Consider the following 15,212-nt stretch of genomic DNA (forward strand, 5'->3'; position numbering starts at 1 on the left):
CAACGGGGTGAAGATGTCGGACGTCGAACAGCTACAGTCGGGCCTGCTGGCCGAGATCGCAGGCGCGGGCGATCTTGCCGCGGTCGAGGCGATCCGCGTGGCGGTGCTCGGCAAGCAGGGCAGCGTCACCGCGCTGCTCAAGACGCTGGGGAGCATGACCCCCGAACAGCGCCAGGCCGGGGGGCCGCTTATCCATGGCCTGCGCGAGGCGGTCACCGCCGCGATCGGCGAGCGCAAGGCCGCGCTCGAGGCGGCGGCGCTCGACGCGCGGCTCGCGACCGAGAAGCTCGACATGACGCTGCCGGTGTCGACCGGGCCGCAGGGGTCGGTCCACCCGGTCAGCCAGGTGATGGACGAACTCGCGGAGATCTTCGCCGATCTGGGCTTCGCGGTCGCGACCGGTCCCGAGATCGAGGACGACTGGCATAATTTCACCGCGCTCAACATTCCCGAGACCCATCCGGCGCGGGCGATGCACGACACCTTCTATTTCCCCGAAAGCCAGATGCTCGACGGGAAGAAGGCGCTGCTGCGCACCCATACCTCGCCCGTGCAGATCCGCACGATGATGAGCCAGCAGCCGCCGATCCGGATCATCGCGCCGGGGCGGACCTATCGCTCGGATTCGGATGCGACCCACACGCCGATGTTCCATCAGGTCGAAGGGCTGGTGATCGATCGCGGCATCCATATGGGGCATCTCAAATGGACGCTCGAGACTTTCGTGAAGGCCTATTTCGAGCGTGACGACATCGTCTTGCGGCTGCGCCCGAGCTTCTTCCCGTTCACCGAGCCCTCGGCCGAGGTCGATGTCGGCTTCACCTGGGAAAAGGGGCGTCGCGTGATCGGCGGCAACCCGGCCGACGGCAATGGCGGCTGGATGGAGATTCTCGGCTCTGGGATGGTCCATCCGCGGGTGATTTCCGCCTGCGGGCTCGACCCCGACGAATGGCAGGGCTTCGCCTTCGGCTGCGGCATCGATCGGCTGGCGATGCTCAAATATGGGATGGACGATCTGCGCCCCTTCTTCGACGGCGACCTGCGCTGGCTGCGCCATTATGGCTTCGCGGCGCTCGACGTACCCACTTTGTCGGGGGGAGTCGGCGCATGAAGTTCACCCTGAGCTGGCTCAAGGAGCATCTCGAGACCGAAGCGACGCTCGAGCGGATCCTCGAGGCGCTGACCGATGTCGGCCTCGAGGTCGAGGGCGTCGACAATCCGGCCGAGAAGCTCGGCGCGTTCCGCATCGCGCGGGTGCTCAGCGCCGAACGCCACCCGCAGGCCGACAAGCTGCAGGTGCTGTCGGTCGATGTCGGCGGGCCCGAACCGCTCCAGGTCGTCTGCGGCGCGCCCAATGCGCGCGCCGGGATGGTCGGGGTGCTCGGCCAGCCCGGCGACTATGTGCCGGGGCTCGACGTCACCCTGAAGATCAGCGCGATCCGCGGCGTCGAATCGCGCGGGATGATGTGTTCGATGCGCGAGCTCGAACTGTCGAGCGAGCATGACGGCATCATCGACCTGCCGGCCGACGCGCCGGTCGGCGCGGTCTATGCCGACTGGGCCGGGCTGAACGATCCGGCGATCGACGTTTCGGTCACCCCGAACCGGCAGGACTGCATGGGCGTACGCGGTATCGCCCGCGATCTCGCGGCGGCGGGCGTCGGCACGCTCAAGCCGTTCCATGCGCCGATGATCAAGGCGAGCGGCGAGAGCCCGATCGCGATCGCGACCCTCGACGAGGATGGCTGCCCGGCCTTTTTCGGCCGGGTGGTGCGCGGCGTGACCAATGGCGCCGCCCCCGACTGGATGGTCAAGCGGCTGACCGCGGTCGGCCAGCGCAGCATCTCGGCGCTCGTCGACATCACCAACTATGTGATGATCGACCATGGCCGTCCGCTCCACGTCTATGACCTGAAGACGCTCCAGGGTTCGCTGGTCGCCCGCCGCGCGCGCGACGGCGAGACCGTGCTCGCGCTCAACGGCAAGACCTATACGCTCGACGCGACGATGACGGTGATCGCCGACGACGCGCAGGTCCACGACATCGGCGGCATCATGGGCGGCGAGCATTCGGGGGTGACCGAGGCCACCACCGACGTGCTGATCGAATGCGCCTATTTCACCCCCGAGGCGATCGCGCGGACCGGGCAGAAGCTCGGACTAAGCTCGGATGCGCGCACCCGTTTCGAACGCGGGGTCGATCCGGCCTTCCTCGCCGACGGGCTCGCGCTGGCGACCAAGCTGGTGACCGACATCTGCGGCGGGACCCCGACGCTGGTCGTCGAGGCGGGCACGCCGCCATCGGGCCGCAAGGCGCTGCGCTACGATCCGACCCTGACCGAGAAGCTGGCCGGGCTGCGGGTCTCGCCCGACGAGCAGCGGCGGATCCTGACCTCGCTCGGCTTCGGGATCGATGCGGTGTGGAATGTCGGGGTGCCGAGCTGGCGCCGCGACATCGACGGTCCCGCCGACCTGGTCGAGGAGATCGTCCGGATCACCGGCATCGACAAGGTGCCCTCGATCCCGCTGCCGCGCGCCGAAGGCGTCGCGCGTCCGACCGCCACCCCCGAGCAGATGATCGAGCGCCATGCGCGCCGCGCCGCCGCGGGGCGAGGTCTCAACGAGGCGGTGACCTGGAGCTTCATTTCCGAGCGCGAGGCCGATGCCTTTGGCGGCGGTGCGTGGAGCCTCGCCAACCCGATCAGCGAAGATCTCAAGGTGATGCGGCCGTCGCTGCTGCCCGGCCTGATCGCCGCGGCGCGGCGCAACGCCGATCGCGGTGCCGACAGCATCCGCCTGTTCGAGATCGGCCGTCGTTACACTGCGACGGGCGAACGTACTACGCTCGGCCTGCTGCTCGCCGGCGACAAGGCGCCGCGTGATTGGGCCTCCGGCCGCGCCCAGCCGTTCGACGCGCTCGACGCCAAGGCGGAGGCGATCGCGCTGCTCGCCGCGGCGGGGGCGCCCGCCGACCGGCTGCAGATCTTCGAGGCGGTGTCGCCGACCTATCATCCGGGCCGCTCGGCGACGCTGCGGCTGGGGCCGAAGACGATCCTCGCCGAGTTCGGCGAGCTCCATCCGGCGACCGCCAAGGCGTTCGACATCGACGGACCGGTGATGGCGGCCGAGCTCTATCTCGACGCGATTCCGATCCGCCGCGGCGGCAGCGACCATATGCGCAGCGCCTATGCGCCGCCGGCGCTGCAGGCGGTCCGCCGCGACTTCGCCTTCCTGATCGCCGCCGACAAGCCCGCCGACGATCTGCTGCGCGCGGTGCGCGGTGCCGACAAGGCGGCGATCACCGCGGTCAAGCTGTTCGATGTCTTCACCGGCCAGGGCGTGCCCGAGGGCGAGAAGTCGGTCGCGATCGAGGTGGTGCTTCAGCCCGCCGAGAAGAGCTTCACCGATGCCGAGCTTCAGGCGATCTCGGAGAAGGTCGTCGCCGCCGCCGCCAAGCAGGGCGCCCGGCTGCGCGGCTGATCGGGCGATGGTGATCCGGCTCGCGACGCCTGCCGACCGGCCCGCCATCTGGCGCATCCTCGAACCGGTGATCCGGGCGGGGGAGACCTATGCCCTGCCGCGCGACATGCCGGAAGGCGATGCGATCGCCTATTGGTGCGCCGCCGATCGCGAAACCGTGGTGGTCGAAGAGGACGGGCGGCTGCTCGGCACCTATTATCTGCGCGCCAACCAGCTGGGCGGCGGCGCTCATGTCGCCAATTGCGGTTATATGACCGCCGCCGATGCCGGTGGCCGCGGGGTGGCGCGGGCGATGTGCCACGATTCGATCGATCGCGCGCGCGGCCGCGGTTTCCGGGCGATCCAGTTCAACTTCGTGGTGTCGACCAATGTCCGTGCGGTCGGGCTGTGGCAGTCGATGGGCTTCGAGAAGGTCGGTCGCCTGCCGAAGGCCTTCGCGCATCCGGCCGAAGGCGATGTCGACGCCTTCGTGATGTTCAGATCTTTATGAGCCCTCAGACGCCGGGTGGCGGGCATCCGCCCATCTTGGCTTCGCGCCAATAGAGCGCGGCGGCTGTTCGGCTTGCGGACCCTGCGGGTCCGGTTCGATCAACTCGCCGCGGGCAGTCGTACCCGCACCAGCAGCCCGCCCAGATCCTCGCTCTCCTCGAGGCTGATCGTCCCGTCATAGATCTCGACGACGTCGCGCACGATCGCGAGGCCGAGGCCGGTGCCGGGCTTGCCGGTGTCGAGCCGGGCGCCGCGCTCGAACAGATTGCCGCGATCGGCCTCGGGGATGCCGGGGCCGTCATCCTCGACCTGCAGCTCGACGAAGCCGGCCTCGCGTACGACCGTGACGAACACCCGGCCCTGGCCATATTTGGCGGCATTCTCGATCAGGTTGCCGACGATCTCGTCGAGATCCTGGCGTTCGACATGGACCAGCGCATCCTTCGCCCCGGCGAGGTCGATGGTGACATGGCGGTGCATGCGGCTGACCGCGCGTTCGACCGCCTTGAGCGCGGGCCAGACTTCGGTCCGCGACTGCGCGGTCGCGCGCCGGCCGACCGCACGGGCGCGGGCGAGATGATGGTCGACCTGGCGCCGCATCGTCGTGGTCGCGCGGATCACGATGTCGGCGAGTTCGGGGCTGTTCGAGGTCGCCTCGTTCATGATGACGGTGAGCGGGGTCTTGAGCGCATGGGCGAGGTTGCCGGCATGGCGGCGGGCCTCCTCGGCCTGCTTCTCGTTATGCGCGAGCAGCGCGTTGAGTTCGACCACCAATGGCGCGACCTCGTCGGGCAGATGCGCGTCGATCCGCTGGCTCGCGCCCGACCGCACCGCCGCCACCGCGCGGCGCAGGCTGCGCAGCGGCCATAGCCCATAGGTCGCCTGCAGCGCCGCGAGAATGATCAGGCCGAGCCCGAGCAGCGCGAACGACCGCACCAGCGTGCGGCGCAGGATCGCGATCTGGTCGTTAAGGGTCGCGCGGCTGCCCGCCACCTGGAACCGCCATTCGACCCCGGATCCGGGCAGCCGCACCTCGCGGTCGAGGATGCGCAGCTCCTCGCCCTCGAATTCCTTGCTGTCGTGGACATGGTCCTGCTGGCCGATATGGCTGGCGCCGGGCGCGAGCGCGCGGTCCCACAGCGACCGCGACCGGAAGGGTTCGTGGGCACGGCCCGACACCTGCCAGTAGAGCCCCGAATAGGGTTCGAGAAAGCGCTGGTCGCCGAGCGTGCGCGTGAAGCGGACCTCGCCATCGGGGCCGATCTCGGCCGAGGCGACCATCGCGGTCAGCAGATAGGAGAGCTGCGAATCGAAGTTGCGGGTGATCGCGTCGCTCAGCACCCGGTCGAGCGCGAAGCCGCCGCCGATCAGTAGCACGCTGATCCACAGCGCGGCGATGCCGATCATCCGGCGGGTCAGCGATCCGGTCGATTCGCCGGGCGCCGCCCGCGGCCGCCCGCGCGCGAAGCCGATCGCCAGCGCGCGCAGCATCTTGATCCGGCGTCGAAGCGTCATCGGCCTGGGCTCGGTCCCAGATGTGGGATCAGACTCAGGCGGGATCATCCAGCGAATAGCCGAGGCCGCGGATCGTGGTGATCACATCCTGTCCGAGCTTCTTGCGGATCCGGGTCACGAACACCTCGATCGTGTTCGAATCGCGATCGAAATCCTGATCGTAGATATGCTCGATCAGTTCGGTGCGGCTGACCACCTTGCCTTTGTGGTGGAGCAGATAGGACAGGAGCTTATATTCCTGCGCGGTCAGCTTGACCGGCTCTCCGGCGAGGGTGACCTTGCCCGAACGGGTGTCGAGCCGGACGTCGCCCGCGATCAGCTCGGACGAGCTGTTGCCCGAGGCGCGGCGGATCAGCGCGCGCAGCCGGGCGATCAGCTCCTCGGTCTGGAACGGCTTGGCGAGATAGTCGTCGGCGCCGGCATCGAGCCCGGCGACCTTGTCGGACCAGCTGTCGCGCGCGGTCAGCACCAGCACCGGCATGTCCTTGCCGTCGCGGCGCCAGCGGTCGAGCACGGTCAGTCCGTCGACCTCGGGCAGGCCGAGATCGAGGATCACCGCATCATAGGCTTCGGTCGAACCGAGATAATGGCCGTCCTCGCCATCGGTGGCGAGATCGATTGCATAGCCGGCGCCTTCGAGCGTGGCCCGCAGCTGCCGACCGAGATTGGGTTCGTCCTCGACGATCAGGACCCGCATGGCTTCCCCTTCTTCCTAATTCTTGGCGACGTCAGTCGCCGACCCGGCCGAGCTCGCGACCGGTCCGACCATCCATGTCGAGCCATATCACCGAGTTGCCGCGCTGAAACTTGAAACGATAGCGTCCGGTTCCCGGATCATATTCGGAGCCGATCATCTGGCCGCCGACCCGTTCCTGCGCGCGGGCGCGCATCTCGCCATAAGGCAGGACCATGCCGGCGCGGACATCGTCGCGCAGCCGATCCTGTTCGGGCGCGCGCGGACGATCGGCAGCCGCAGGGGCCGCCGCGGTCACGATCGCGCCGAGGGCGATAAACAAGTTACGCATTACCATAGGGTTGTGGCATAGGGCCCACGCGTTGAATAGGGCATGAATATTGCGTTCTGCCGGTCGACGTGCCCACCCCCTTTTTCGTCACTATATGGCAGCCATGTCCGCACCCATCCTCGCATATCAAAATCTCGGCCTCGTCCAGGGCGACGGCTGGTTGTTCCGCGGCCTCGATATCAACATCGCACCGCGCGACCGGCTGGCGCTGATCGGCCGCAATGGCGCCGGCAAGACGACGTTGCTCAAACTGCTCGCCGGCCGGATCGACAGCGACGAGGGCACCCGTGTGATCGTGCCGGGCACCCGCGTCATCCTGCTCGAACAGGAACCGTCGATGGCGGGGCATGCGACGCTGCGCGACTATGCGCTGGGCGGGGCGGATGCGCCGGCGGTCCATGAGGTGGAGGCGATCGCCGACCAGATCGGGATCGATCTGTCGCGCGAGGCGGCGACCGCGAGCGGCGGCGAGCGGCGCCGCGCCGCGATCGCGCGCGCGCTGGCGATGGAGCCCGACGTGCTGCTGCTCGACGAGCCGACCAACCATCTCGATCTCGCGGCGATCGAATGGCTCGAATCCTGGCTCGGCCGCTATAATGGCGCGTTCGTGGTGATCAGCCATGACCGGACCTTCCTGACCCGGCTGACCCGCCAGACGCTGTGGCTCGACCGCGGCGCGATCCGCCGTGCCGAGATCGGCTTCGGCGGCTTCGAGGCGTGGACCGAGAAGGTCTATGAGGAAGAAGCCCGCAACGCGGAACGGCTCGATGCCAAGCTCAAGATCGAGGAGCATTGGAAGCTGCGCGGGGTCACCGCGCGCCGCCGCCGCAACCAGGGGCGCCTCACCAAGCTTTACGAGATGCGGGCCGAACGCAAGGCGATGCTCGGGCCGCAGGGCACTGCGCGCCTCACCATCTCGGCCGACGACAGCAAGACCAAGGTCGTGATCGACGCCGAGCATGTGACCAAGGCGTTCGGCGAGGGCGAGTCCCGGCGGGAGGTTATCAAGGATTTCAGCCTGCGGGTCACCCGTGGCGACCGGATCGGTGTGGTCGGCGCCAATGGCGCGGGCAAATCGACCTTGCTCAAGCTGATGACCGGCGAGCTTGCCCCCGACAGCGGAACGGTCAAGCTGTCGCGGACCCTCAACGGGATCGTCATCGACCAGCAGCGCAAGCTGATGGAACCCGAAAAGCGGGTGCGCGACATCCTCGCCGATGGCGGCGACTGGATCGATGTCCAGGGGGTGCGCAAGCATGTCCATGGCTATCTCAAGGAGTTCCTGTTCGACCCGTCGATCGCCGAGGCACGGGTCGGTACGCTGTCGGGCGGCGAGCGCAGCCGGGTGCTGCTTGCCCGCGAATTCGCCCGTCCGTCGAACCTGCTGGTGCTCGACGAGCCGACCAACGATCTCGATCTCGAGACGCTCGATCTGCTGCAGGAGGTGATCGCCGATTATGAGGGCACCGTCCTGATCGTCAGCCATGACCGCGACTTTCTCGACCGCACCGTCACCGTGACGCTCGGCCTCGACGGATCGGGCAAGGTCGATGTCGTCGCCGGCGGCTATGAGGACTGGGAACGCCAGCGCGCCGCGCTCGCCGAATCGCGCACCCGTTCGGGCACGCCGAAATCGGCGGCACCGGCCGCCGCGCCGGCCAAGGCGCGCACCAAGCTCAGCTACAAGGACCAGCGCGACCTCGACCTGCTGCCGAAGGAGATCGAAAAGCTCGAGGTTGCGATCGCCCGCGACGAAAAGGCGCTCGCCGATCCCGATCTCTACGCCAAGAATCCGGCACAGTTCGACAAGCTGATGAAGGCGATCGAGGCGGCGCGCACGAAGAAGGACGAGGCCGAGATGCGTTGGCTCGAACTGGCGGAAATGGCCGAGGGCCTGGGCTGACATTTGCTCGCAGGACCGGCCGAGATTTGGCTCAGGCCGTGGCGAAAATGGTGATGATCGAGACCCGGCGCGCAGCGTCCTGTATGGACGTGAGCACCGGAAGCGCAGAGCAGCGCCATTTGCAGTCCGGCATGGGCCAAATCTCGGCCGGTCCTATCGGCTGCCCGCCTTGCGGTGGTGGTGGATCACCTCGTCGATGATGAAGCGCAGGAATTTTTCGGAAAAGTCGGGGTCGAGATTCGCGCTTTTGGCGAGCGAACGGAGCCGTTCGATCTGCACCGATTCGCGCTGCGGATCGGCAGGCGGCAGACCGGTCTTGGCCTTGTGCTCGCCGACCGCCTTGGTGATCTTGAACCGTTCGGCGAGCATGAACACCAGCGCCGCATCGATATTGTCGATGCTTTCGCGGTAGCGATTGAGCATATCGTCGGTCATGGCAGCCGGGTCCCCTTGTCAGCGATCGCCTTTTGTTGACGGATCGGCCCGTTGGCAAGGCCCGGATGCTTGCCTTTCTCGGGCCATCGTTCCATGGGCATGCCCATGACCGCCACCGTGACGCCGATCCGCAGCGCTTCCACCCCGTCGCTCGATCCGATCATGTCTCTCGTCGCGAACGACATGAATCAGGTCAACAGCGTGATCCTGGCGCGGATGCAATCCGACGTGCCGCTGATCCCCGAACTCGCCGGGCATCTGATCGCCGGCGGCGGCAAGCGGATGCGGCCGATGCTGACCCTCGCCTGCGCCAGGCTGCTCGATTATCACGGCACCCGCCACCACAAGCTGGCGGCGACGGTCGAGTTCATCCACACCGCGACCCTGCTCCACGACGATGTCGTCGACAATTCGGGCCTCCGCCGCGGACGGCGCACCGCCAACATGATCTGGGGCAATCCCGCGAGCGTGCTGGTCGGCGACTTCCTGTTCAGCCGCTCGTTCGAACTGATGGTCGAGGACGGCTCGCTGCGCGTGCTCAAGATCCTGTCCAACGCCTCGGCGGTGATCGCCGAGGGCGAGGTCAACCAGCTCACCGCCCAGCGCCGGATCGAAACCAGCGAGGACCGCTATCTCGACATCATCGCCGCCAAGACCGCGGTGCTGTTCGCCGCGGCCTGCAAGATCGCCGCGGTGGTCGCCGAGCGCGAGCCAGCGGTCGAGGAAGCGCTCGACAATTATGGCCGCTATCTCGGTATCGCCTTCCAGCTCGTCGACGATGCGATCGACTATGAATCGGACGGCGCGACGATGGGCAAGGATGCCGGCGACGATTTCCGCGACGGCAAGGTGACCCTGCCGGTCATTCTCGCTTATGCGCGCGCCGGCCAGGACGACCGGGTCTTCCTGCGCGAGGCGATCGAGGGACTGCGCAACGACGACGAGGATCTGGTCCGCGCGACCCGCATCCTGCGCGAGACCGGCGCGCTCGCCGACACCGCCGCGCGCGCGCGCCATTATGGCCGCCGCGCGATCGATGCGCTGGCGAGCTTCCCCAACGGCCAGGCCAAGGCGGCGCTGGTCGAGGCGGTCGAATTCGCGGTGGCCCGCGCCTACTGACATTCGCGTCATCGACCGCTAGCCTGTCCGCGAGAACAGGGCTTGGAGGTTCGATGAAGAAGGTTTCGGCGCTGCTGACCGCAGCGGGCATGGTCGTGGCGCTCGGCGCGACCGCGGCGATCGCGCAGACCATAGTGCCGAAGAAGGTGCTGACCCACGAGACCCTGTGGATGATGAAGCGGGTCGGTGCGCCCGTGGTCAGCCCCGACGGCAAATGGGTGCTCTATTCGCTCAACGAACCGAGCTATGAGAGCGACAAGGCGGTCGTCGACCTGTGGATCGTGCCCGCCGACGGATCGGCGCCCCCGCGGCGGCTGACCAACAGCAAGGCCGGCGAAAACGGCCCGGTCTGGGCGCCCGACAGCCGGCGGATCGCCTTTTCGACCAAGCGCGAAGGCGATGACGAGGCGCAGATCTACATCCTCGACCTGGCCGGCGGCGACGCGAAGCGCGCGACCAGCGTGCCGACCGGCGCCAGCAATCCGCAATGGCGCCCCGACGGCAAGGCGATCCTGTTCGAAACCAGCATCTATCCTGGCGCGATCGACGAGGCCGCAAACAAGAAGGCTGCCGCCGACAAGAAGGCGCGCAAGTTCAACATGCGGGTCTATGAGCATTTCCCGATCCGCTACTGGAACGAGTGGATCGACGAGCGCCGGCCGAGCCTGTGGATCCAGCCGCTCGAGGAGGGGGCGAAGGCCCGCGACATCCTGGCGACGACCAAATTCGCGCAGGCTGAGGGTTTCGGCGGCAATGCCCAAGGCGATGGCGGGGTCTCGCTCTCGCCGGCCTGGAGCCCCGACGGGCGCGAGATCGTCTTCACCGCGACCAGCGAGCGCTGGAACGCGGCGTTCGCGCGGGTAAATTTCCACCTCTATCGCATGCCGGCCGCAGGCGGCGAGCCGGTGCCGGTGACCCCCGAGCCCGGCGAATATGGCGATCCGAGCTTCACCCCCGACGGCAAGGCGCTGCTGTTCAAATATAATGGCCAGGGCGGCGAGGTGTACGACCTGCCGCATCTGAGCAAGGTCGCCTGGCCCGCCGGCGGCGCGGCGAGCCTCGTCACCCGCGATTTCGATCGCGATCCCGACAGCTACCGGATCACGTCCGACAGCCGCACCGTCTACATGACCGTCGCCGAGGCCGGGATCGAGAATCTCTACCGGGTGCCGGTCGCCGGCGGGAAGCCCGAGCTGGTGATCGCGCCCAAGACCGGCGGCTATACCGCGATCGACATTCCCTCCGACGCCAAGGGCGTCGAACTGATCGCCAGCTATGGCAGCGCGATCAGCCCGGCCGAAATCGTCCGGATCGATCCCACCCGGAAGAGCCATGTCAACCTGACCAACGTCAACACCGCCGAAGCGGCGACGATCGACTGGGCGAGCCCGGAGCATTTCTGGTTCACGGCCACCAACGGCCGGCGCATCCACAGCATGATCGTCAAGCCGCCGGCGTTCGATCCGGCGAAGAAATATCCGCTGCTGGTGATCATCCATGGCGGCCCGGCGAGCAGCAACATGGACCAGGTCAGCCTGCGCTGGAACTATCACCTGCTCGCCAGCGCCGGCTATGTCGTGCTGCTGACCGACTATACGGGTTCGACCGGCTATGGCGAGGCGTTCGCCCGCGCGATCAAGCTCGATCCGCTGCGCGGGCCCGGCGAGGAGATCGACCAGGCGGTCAACGAGGCGGCGAAACGCTATACCTTCATCGATGCGACCAATGCCTGTGCCGGCGGCGCCAGCTATGGCGGCCATCTCGCCAACTGGATCGAGGCGACGACCACCCGTTACAAATGCCTGGTCAGCCATGCCGGCGAGGTCGACCTGCTCACCCAGTGGGGCAACAGCGACTTCAATTATAGCCGCGAAGTCGCCAGCGGGGGGCCGCCCTGGGAGGGCGGCAAGGTCTGGCGCGACCAGAGCCCGATCACCTATGGCGCCGACTGGAAGACGCCGATGCTGCTGACCGCCGGCGAGCGCGATTTCCGGGTGCCGCTGGCGAACACGCTCGAGACCTGGTCGACGCTCCAGCGGATGAAGGTGCCGAGCCGGCTGCTGATCTTCCCCGACGCCTGGCACTGGATATTGAAGCCCGAGGACAGCCGGCAATTCTACCGCGAGGTCCAGGGCTGGCTCGGCCATTATCTGAAAGGCGCGCCCGCGGTCATCGGAGGGCCGCTCGCGGCGCCGGAGGTAACGAAGGCGCCTTGACCTATACTGCTCAGGGGGCTGTCGGTGCCGCGGCAGCCCCCCGTGGCACCGGATAGGCGGGCGGCAGATCATGTTCGGCCAGCGCCTCGACCAGTTCGAGCCACAGGATCGGCTTCTTGACCCTGTGTGTGTTGGCGTCGAACGCCGCCCCGGTCATGTCGCCCGCGGTGACGAACACCACCGGCACATGCCCGATCTCGTTGCGGATCGCCTTGACTGCGGCGGTGCCGGTGCCTTGGCGCAGGGTGACGTCCGCGGTGATCAGATCGGGCGGACGGGCCAGCGCGGCCTCGATCGCGTCCTGCTCGCTGTCGGCGACATCGGAGGAATCGGCCCCGAGCTCCTCGAGAAAGCATTGCAGGTCGGCGGCGAGCATTGCTTCGTCTTCGATAATCAGGACGTGCATGGCTGCACCTCTCCCGGTTGCGAGCCTCTTATTAACAGAGCGTAACATGAATCGGTTCCGAATCATGCGCAATCGTTCGAAAACAGGGTTCGAATCGAACCTTTCGTCCGGGACTGGCCACGGGCTGGCCGATCTGGCAGGGGACGACGCCATGGACGATGCCTTCCGTCTGCCGATCGATGCGGTGTTGCCCACGCTCGTCGCCGCGCTCGAATCGGGCTCGAATGCCGTGCTGGTCGCCCCGCCCGGGGCCGGCAAGACCACGGCGGTCGCGCCGGCGCTGCTGGGTCGCCCCTGGTGCAGCGGCCAGATATTGCTGTTGTCGCCGCGGCGGCTCGCCGCGCGTGCCGCGGCCGAACGGATGGCGCAGATCGCCGGCGAACCGGTCGGGCGGACGATCGGCTATGCGACCCGGCTCGACAGCAAGCAGTCGGCCGCGACCCGCATCCTCGTCGTCACCGAGGGGATTTTCGTCAACCGTATCCAGGCCGATCCCGATCTTCCCGGTATCTCGGCGGTGTTGTTCGACGAAGTCCATGAGCGCAGCCTCGACAGCGATTTCGGCCTCGCGCTGGCGCTCGACGCCCAGGCGGCGCTGCGTCCCGACCTGCGCCTCGTCGCGATGTCGGCGACGCTCGACGGCGGCCGCTTCGCGGCCTTGATGGCGGACGAGGCCGGCGATCCGGCGCCGCTGGTCGAGAGCGAAGGACGCAGCTTCCCGATCGAGCTCCGCCATCTGCCGCGCAATGTCGAGCGGCGGGTCGAGGACGATATGGCCCCCGCGATCCGCCGTGCGATCGGCGAGGAAAGCGGCAGCTTGCTCGCCTTCCTGCCCGGGGTCGCCGAGATCGAGCGGACCGCCGAACGGCTTGGCGACCTCGCGCCCGATATCGACCTCCATCGGCTCCACGGCACGCTCGACGCGGCCGAACAGCGCGCGGCGATCGCACCGTCGCCGCCGGGGCGCCGCAAGATCGTCCTCGCCACCGCGATCGCCGAAACCAGCATCACCATCGACGGCCTGCGCGTCGTCGTCGATTCGGGGCTCGCGCGGCGGCCGCGCTACGACCGTGCGGCAGGCATGACCCGGCTCGTCACCGAACGGGTCAGCCAGGCGGCGGCAACCCAGCGCGCGGGCCGCGCCGGCCGGCAGCAGCCGGGCGTGGTCTATCGGCTGTGGGAGGCGGCGGCGACCGCCGGTCTGCCGCGCTTCGATCCGCCCGAGATCCTCGAGGCCGACCTGTCGTCGCTGCTGCTCGACTGCGCGCTGTGGGGCGTCACCGATCCGACCAGCCTGCGCTGGATCGATCCGCCACCGGCCGCCGCAATCGCCGAGGCGCGGACGCGGCTGGCCGGGCTCGATGCAATCGATGCGGACGGGCGCGCGACCGCGCACGGCAAGGCGATGGCGGCGCTGCCGCTGCCGCCGCGTCTCGCCCATATGATGATCCGCGCCGCCGAGCGCGACATGGCCGGCACCGCCGCGGCGGTCGCGGTGCTGCTGTCCGAACGCGGGCTGGGCGGGAATGATGCCGATCTCGACTTGAGGCTCAGGCGCTGGCGCGGGGAGCGCGGCCGCCGCGCCGATGCCGCGCGCCAGCTCGCCGGGCGCTGGACGCGGCTGGTCGGTGGCGGCAACGATATCGACGAATCGGATCTCGCGGCCTGCGTCGCGCTGGCCTTTCCCGACCGGATCGCCCGACGCCGCTCGGTCAGCGGCGAAGACTGGATTTCGAGCGGTGGGCGCGGTTTCCGACTCGATCCGACCTTGCCGCTGGCGCGCAACGAATGGCTGGCGGTCGCCGAGACGCAAGGGTCGGCATCGGGGGCGCGCATCCTCGCGGCCGCGCCGATCGATGCCGCGGCGGTCGAGACGCTGTTCGCCGACCGGATCGAACTGCGCCGCACCGCGCGTTTCGATCCCGCGACCGGCGCGGTCGAGGCCCGGCGCGAGCGCCGCCTTGGGGCGATCCTGCTCAGCGGCGGGCGCGACGAGGCCGCCAATGCCGATGAGATCGCGCGGGCTCTTGTCGAGGCGGTGCGCGAGCGCGGGCTCGGCCTGCTCGACTGGTCCGATGGTGCGATCGCCTTGCGCGCGCGGGCGATCTTCGCGCGGACGCACGATGCCGATGTCGCCGACCTTGCCGACGAGGCCCTGCTCGCCGGGCTCGATAATTGGCTGGCGCCGCTGGTCGAGGGCAAAAGGCGGCTACCGACGATCAACGCCGATGCTTTCGACGGGCTGATCGGTTGGGACGGTCGCCAGAAGATCGAACGGCTCGCACCCGAACATCTCCAGTCGCCCGCCGGCAGCCGTCATCCGATCGATTATGCCGCCGAAGGCGGTCCGGCGGTCGAGCTGCGACCGCAGACGCTGTTCGGCCTGTCGAGCCATCCGATGATCGCGGGCGGGCGGGTGCCGTTGACCCTGCGCCTGACCTCGCCGGCGGGCCGGCCGATCCAGACCACCAAGGATCTCCCCGGTTTCTGGGCGGGAAGCTGGACGGCGGTCGCCAAGGAAATGCGCGGCCGCTATCCGCGCCACCCCTGGCCCGACGATCCGGCCGCGGCCGATCCGACGCTTCGGACGAAGAAGGCCAGCCAGCGGTCTTGACGGCTTCGCG

13 protein-coding genes are annotated in these 15,212 nt (G+C 68.3%); 7 read left to right on the forward strand and 6 right to left on the reverse strand.

Features of this window, described 5'->3' with window-relative positions; genetic code table 11:
* The first annotated feature begins 13 nt into the window (after positions 1-13).
* Genes pheS through AC1RM6_RS24045 form a run of 3 tightly spaced genes read left to right on the forward strand, consistent with a single transcriptional unit; the run spans position 14 to position 3,970 of the window.
* Complete coding sequence (gene pheS, locus AC1RM6_RS24035; RefSeq protein ID WP_493106173.1) at positions 14-1,111, forward strand: phenylalanine--tRNA ligase subunit alpha; 1,098 nt, start codon at positions 14-16, stop codon at positions 1,109-1,111.
* Positions 1,108-3,480, forward strand: coding sequence for a phenylalanine--tRNA ligase subunit beta (gene pheT / locus AC1RM6_RS24040; RefSeq protein WP_493105942.1), 2,373 nt, complete (start codon positions 1,108-1,110; stop codon positions 3,478-3,480). Before pheS ends, pheT begins: the two co-directional genes overlap by 4 nt.
* A gap of 7 nt (positions 3,481-3,487) precedes the next feature.
* Positions 3,488-3,970, forward strand: a complete 483-nt coding sequence (locus AC1RM6_RS24045) for a GNAT family N-acetyltransferase (protein WP_493105944.1) — start codon at positions 3,488-3,490, stop codon at positions 3,968-3,970.
* Between the two features lie 98 nt (positions 3,971-4,068).
* Here the strand turns inward: AC1RM6_RS24045 and AC1RM6_RS24050 are convergent, their stop codons facing one another.
* The 3 genes from AC1RM6_RS24050 to AC1RM6_RS24060 form a co-directional block, all read right to left on the reverse strand.
* Positions 4,069-5,376 carry a sensor histidine kinase gene (locus AC1RM6_RS24050; RefSeq protein WP_493106175.1) on the reverse strand — a complete coding sequence of 436 codons (1,308 nt, stop codon included), beginning with the start codon at positions 5,374-5,376 and terminating at the stop codon, positions 4,069-4,071.
* Positions 5,377-5,518: 142 nt separating this feature from the next.
* Positions 5,519-6,181, reverse strand: coding sequence for a response regulator transcription factor (locus AC1RM6_RS24055; RefSeq protein ID WP_493105946.1), 663 nt, complete (start codon positions 6,179-6,181; stop codon positions 5,519-5,521).
* A gap of 31 nt (positions 6,182-6,212) precedes the next feature.
* The gene (locus AC1RM6_RS24060; RefSeq protein WP_493105948.1) at positions 6,213-6,509 is read right to left on the reverse strand and encodes a PepSY domain-containing protein; all 297 of its coding nucleotides are present in this window, start codon (positions 6,507-6,509) and stop codon (positions 6,213-6,215) included.
* A gap of 103 nt (positions 6,510-6,612) precedes the next feature.
* On the opposite strand from AC1RM6_RS24060, the gene AC1RM6_RS24065 reads away from it, so the two are divergent.
* Entirely contained in the window at positions 6,613-8,412 is a 1,800-nt protein-coding gene (locus AC1RM6_RS24065; RefSeq protein ID WP_493105950.1) for an ABC-F family ATP-binding cassette domain-containing protein, read from the forward strand.
* Between the two features lie 153 nt (positions 8,413-8,565).
* Here AC1RM6_RS24065 and AC1RM6_RS24070 read toward each other — a convergent pair whose 3' ends face one another.
* Together AC1RM6_RS24070 and AC1RM6_RS24075 are read right to left on the reverse strand one after the other, a co-directional pair.
* Entirely contained in the window at positions 8,566-8,847 is a 282-nt protein-coding gene (locus AC1RM6_RS24070; RefSeq protein ID WP_493105952.1) for a chorismate mutase, read from the reverse strand.
* Positions 8,844-9,011: a hypothetical protein gene (locus AC1RM6_RS24075; RefSeq protein WP_493106181.1), complete on the reverse strand. Its 168-nt coding sequence runs from the start codon at positions 9,009-9,011 to the stop codon at positions 8,844-8,846. Before AC1RM6_RS24075 ends, AC1RM6_RS24070 begins: the two co-directional genes overlap by 4 nt.
* On the opposite strand from AC1RM6_RS24075, the gene AC1RM6_RS24080 reads away from it, so the two are divergent.
* Positions 8,941-9,966 carry a polyprenyl synthetase family protein gene (locus AC1RM6_RS24080; RefSeq protein WP_493105954.1) on the forward strand — a complete coding sequence of 342 codons (1,026 nt, stop codon included), beginning with the start codon at positions 8,941-8,943 and terminating at the stop codon, positions 9,964-9,966. The genes AC1RM6_RS24075 and AC1RM6_RS24080 overlap by 71 nt on opposite strands.
* 53 nt (positions 9,967-10,019) lie before the next feature.
* Positions 10,020-12,182: a S9 family peptidase gene (locus tag AC1RM6_RS24085; RefSeq protein WP_493105956.1), complete on the forward strand. Its 2,163-nt coding sequence runs from the start codon at positions 10,020-10,022 to the stop codon at positions 12,180-12,182.
* A 10-nt stretch (positions 12,183-12,192) separates the two neighbouring features.
* Here AC1RM6_RS24085 and AC1RM6_RS24090 read toward each other — a convergent pair whose 3' ends face one another.
* Positions 12,193-12,588: a response regulator gene (locus AC1RM6_RS24090; RefSeq protein ID WP_493105958.1), complete on the reverse strand. Its 396-nt coding sequence runs from the start codon at positions 12,586-12,588 to the stop codon at positions 12,193-12,195.
* 151 nt (positions 12,589-12,739) lie between these two features.
* On the opposite strand from AC1RM6_RS24090, the gene hrpB reads away from it, so the two are divergent.
* Positions 12,740-15,202: an ATP-dependent helicase HrpB gene (gene hrpB, locus AC1RM6_RS24095; protein WP_493105960.1), complete on the forward strand. Its 2,463-nt coding sequence runs from the start codon at positions 12,740-12,742 to the stop codon at positions 15,200-15,202.
* The last annotated feature ends 10 nt before the right edge of the window (positions 15,203-15,212 follow it).

Source organism: Rhizorhabdus sp. GW822-FHT03C02 (genome assembly GCF_058801765.1).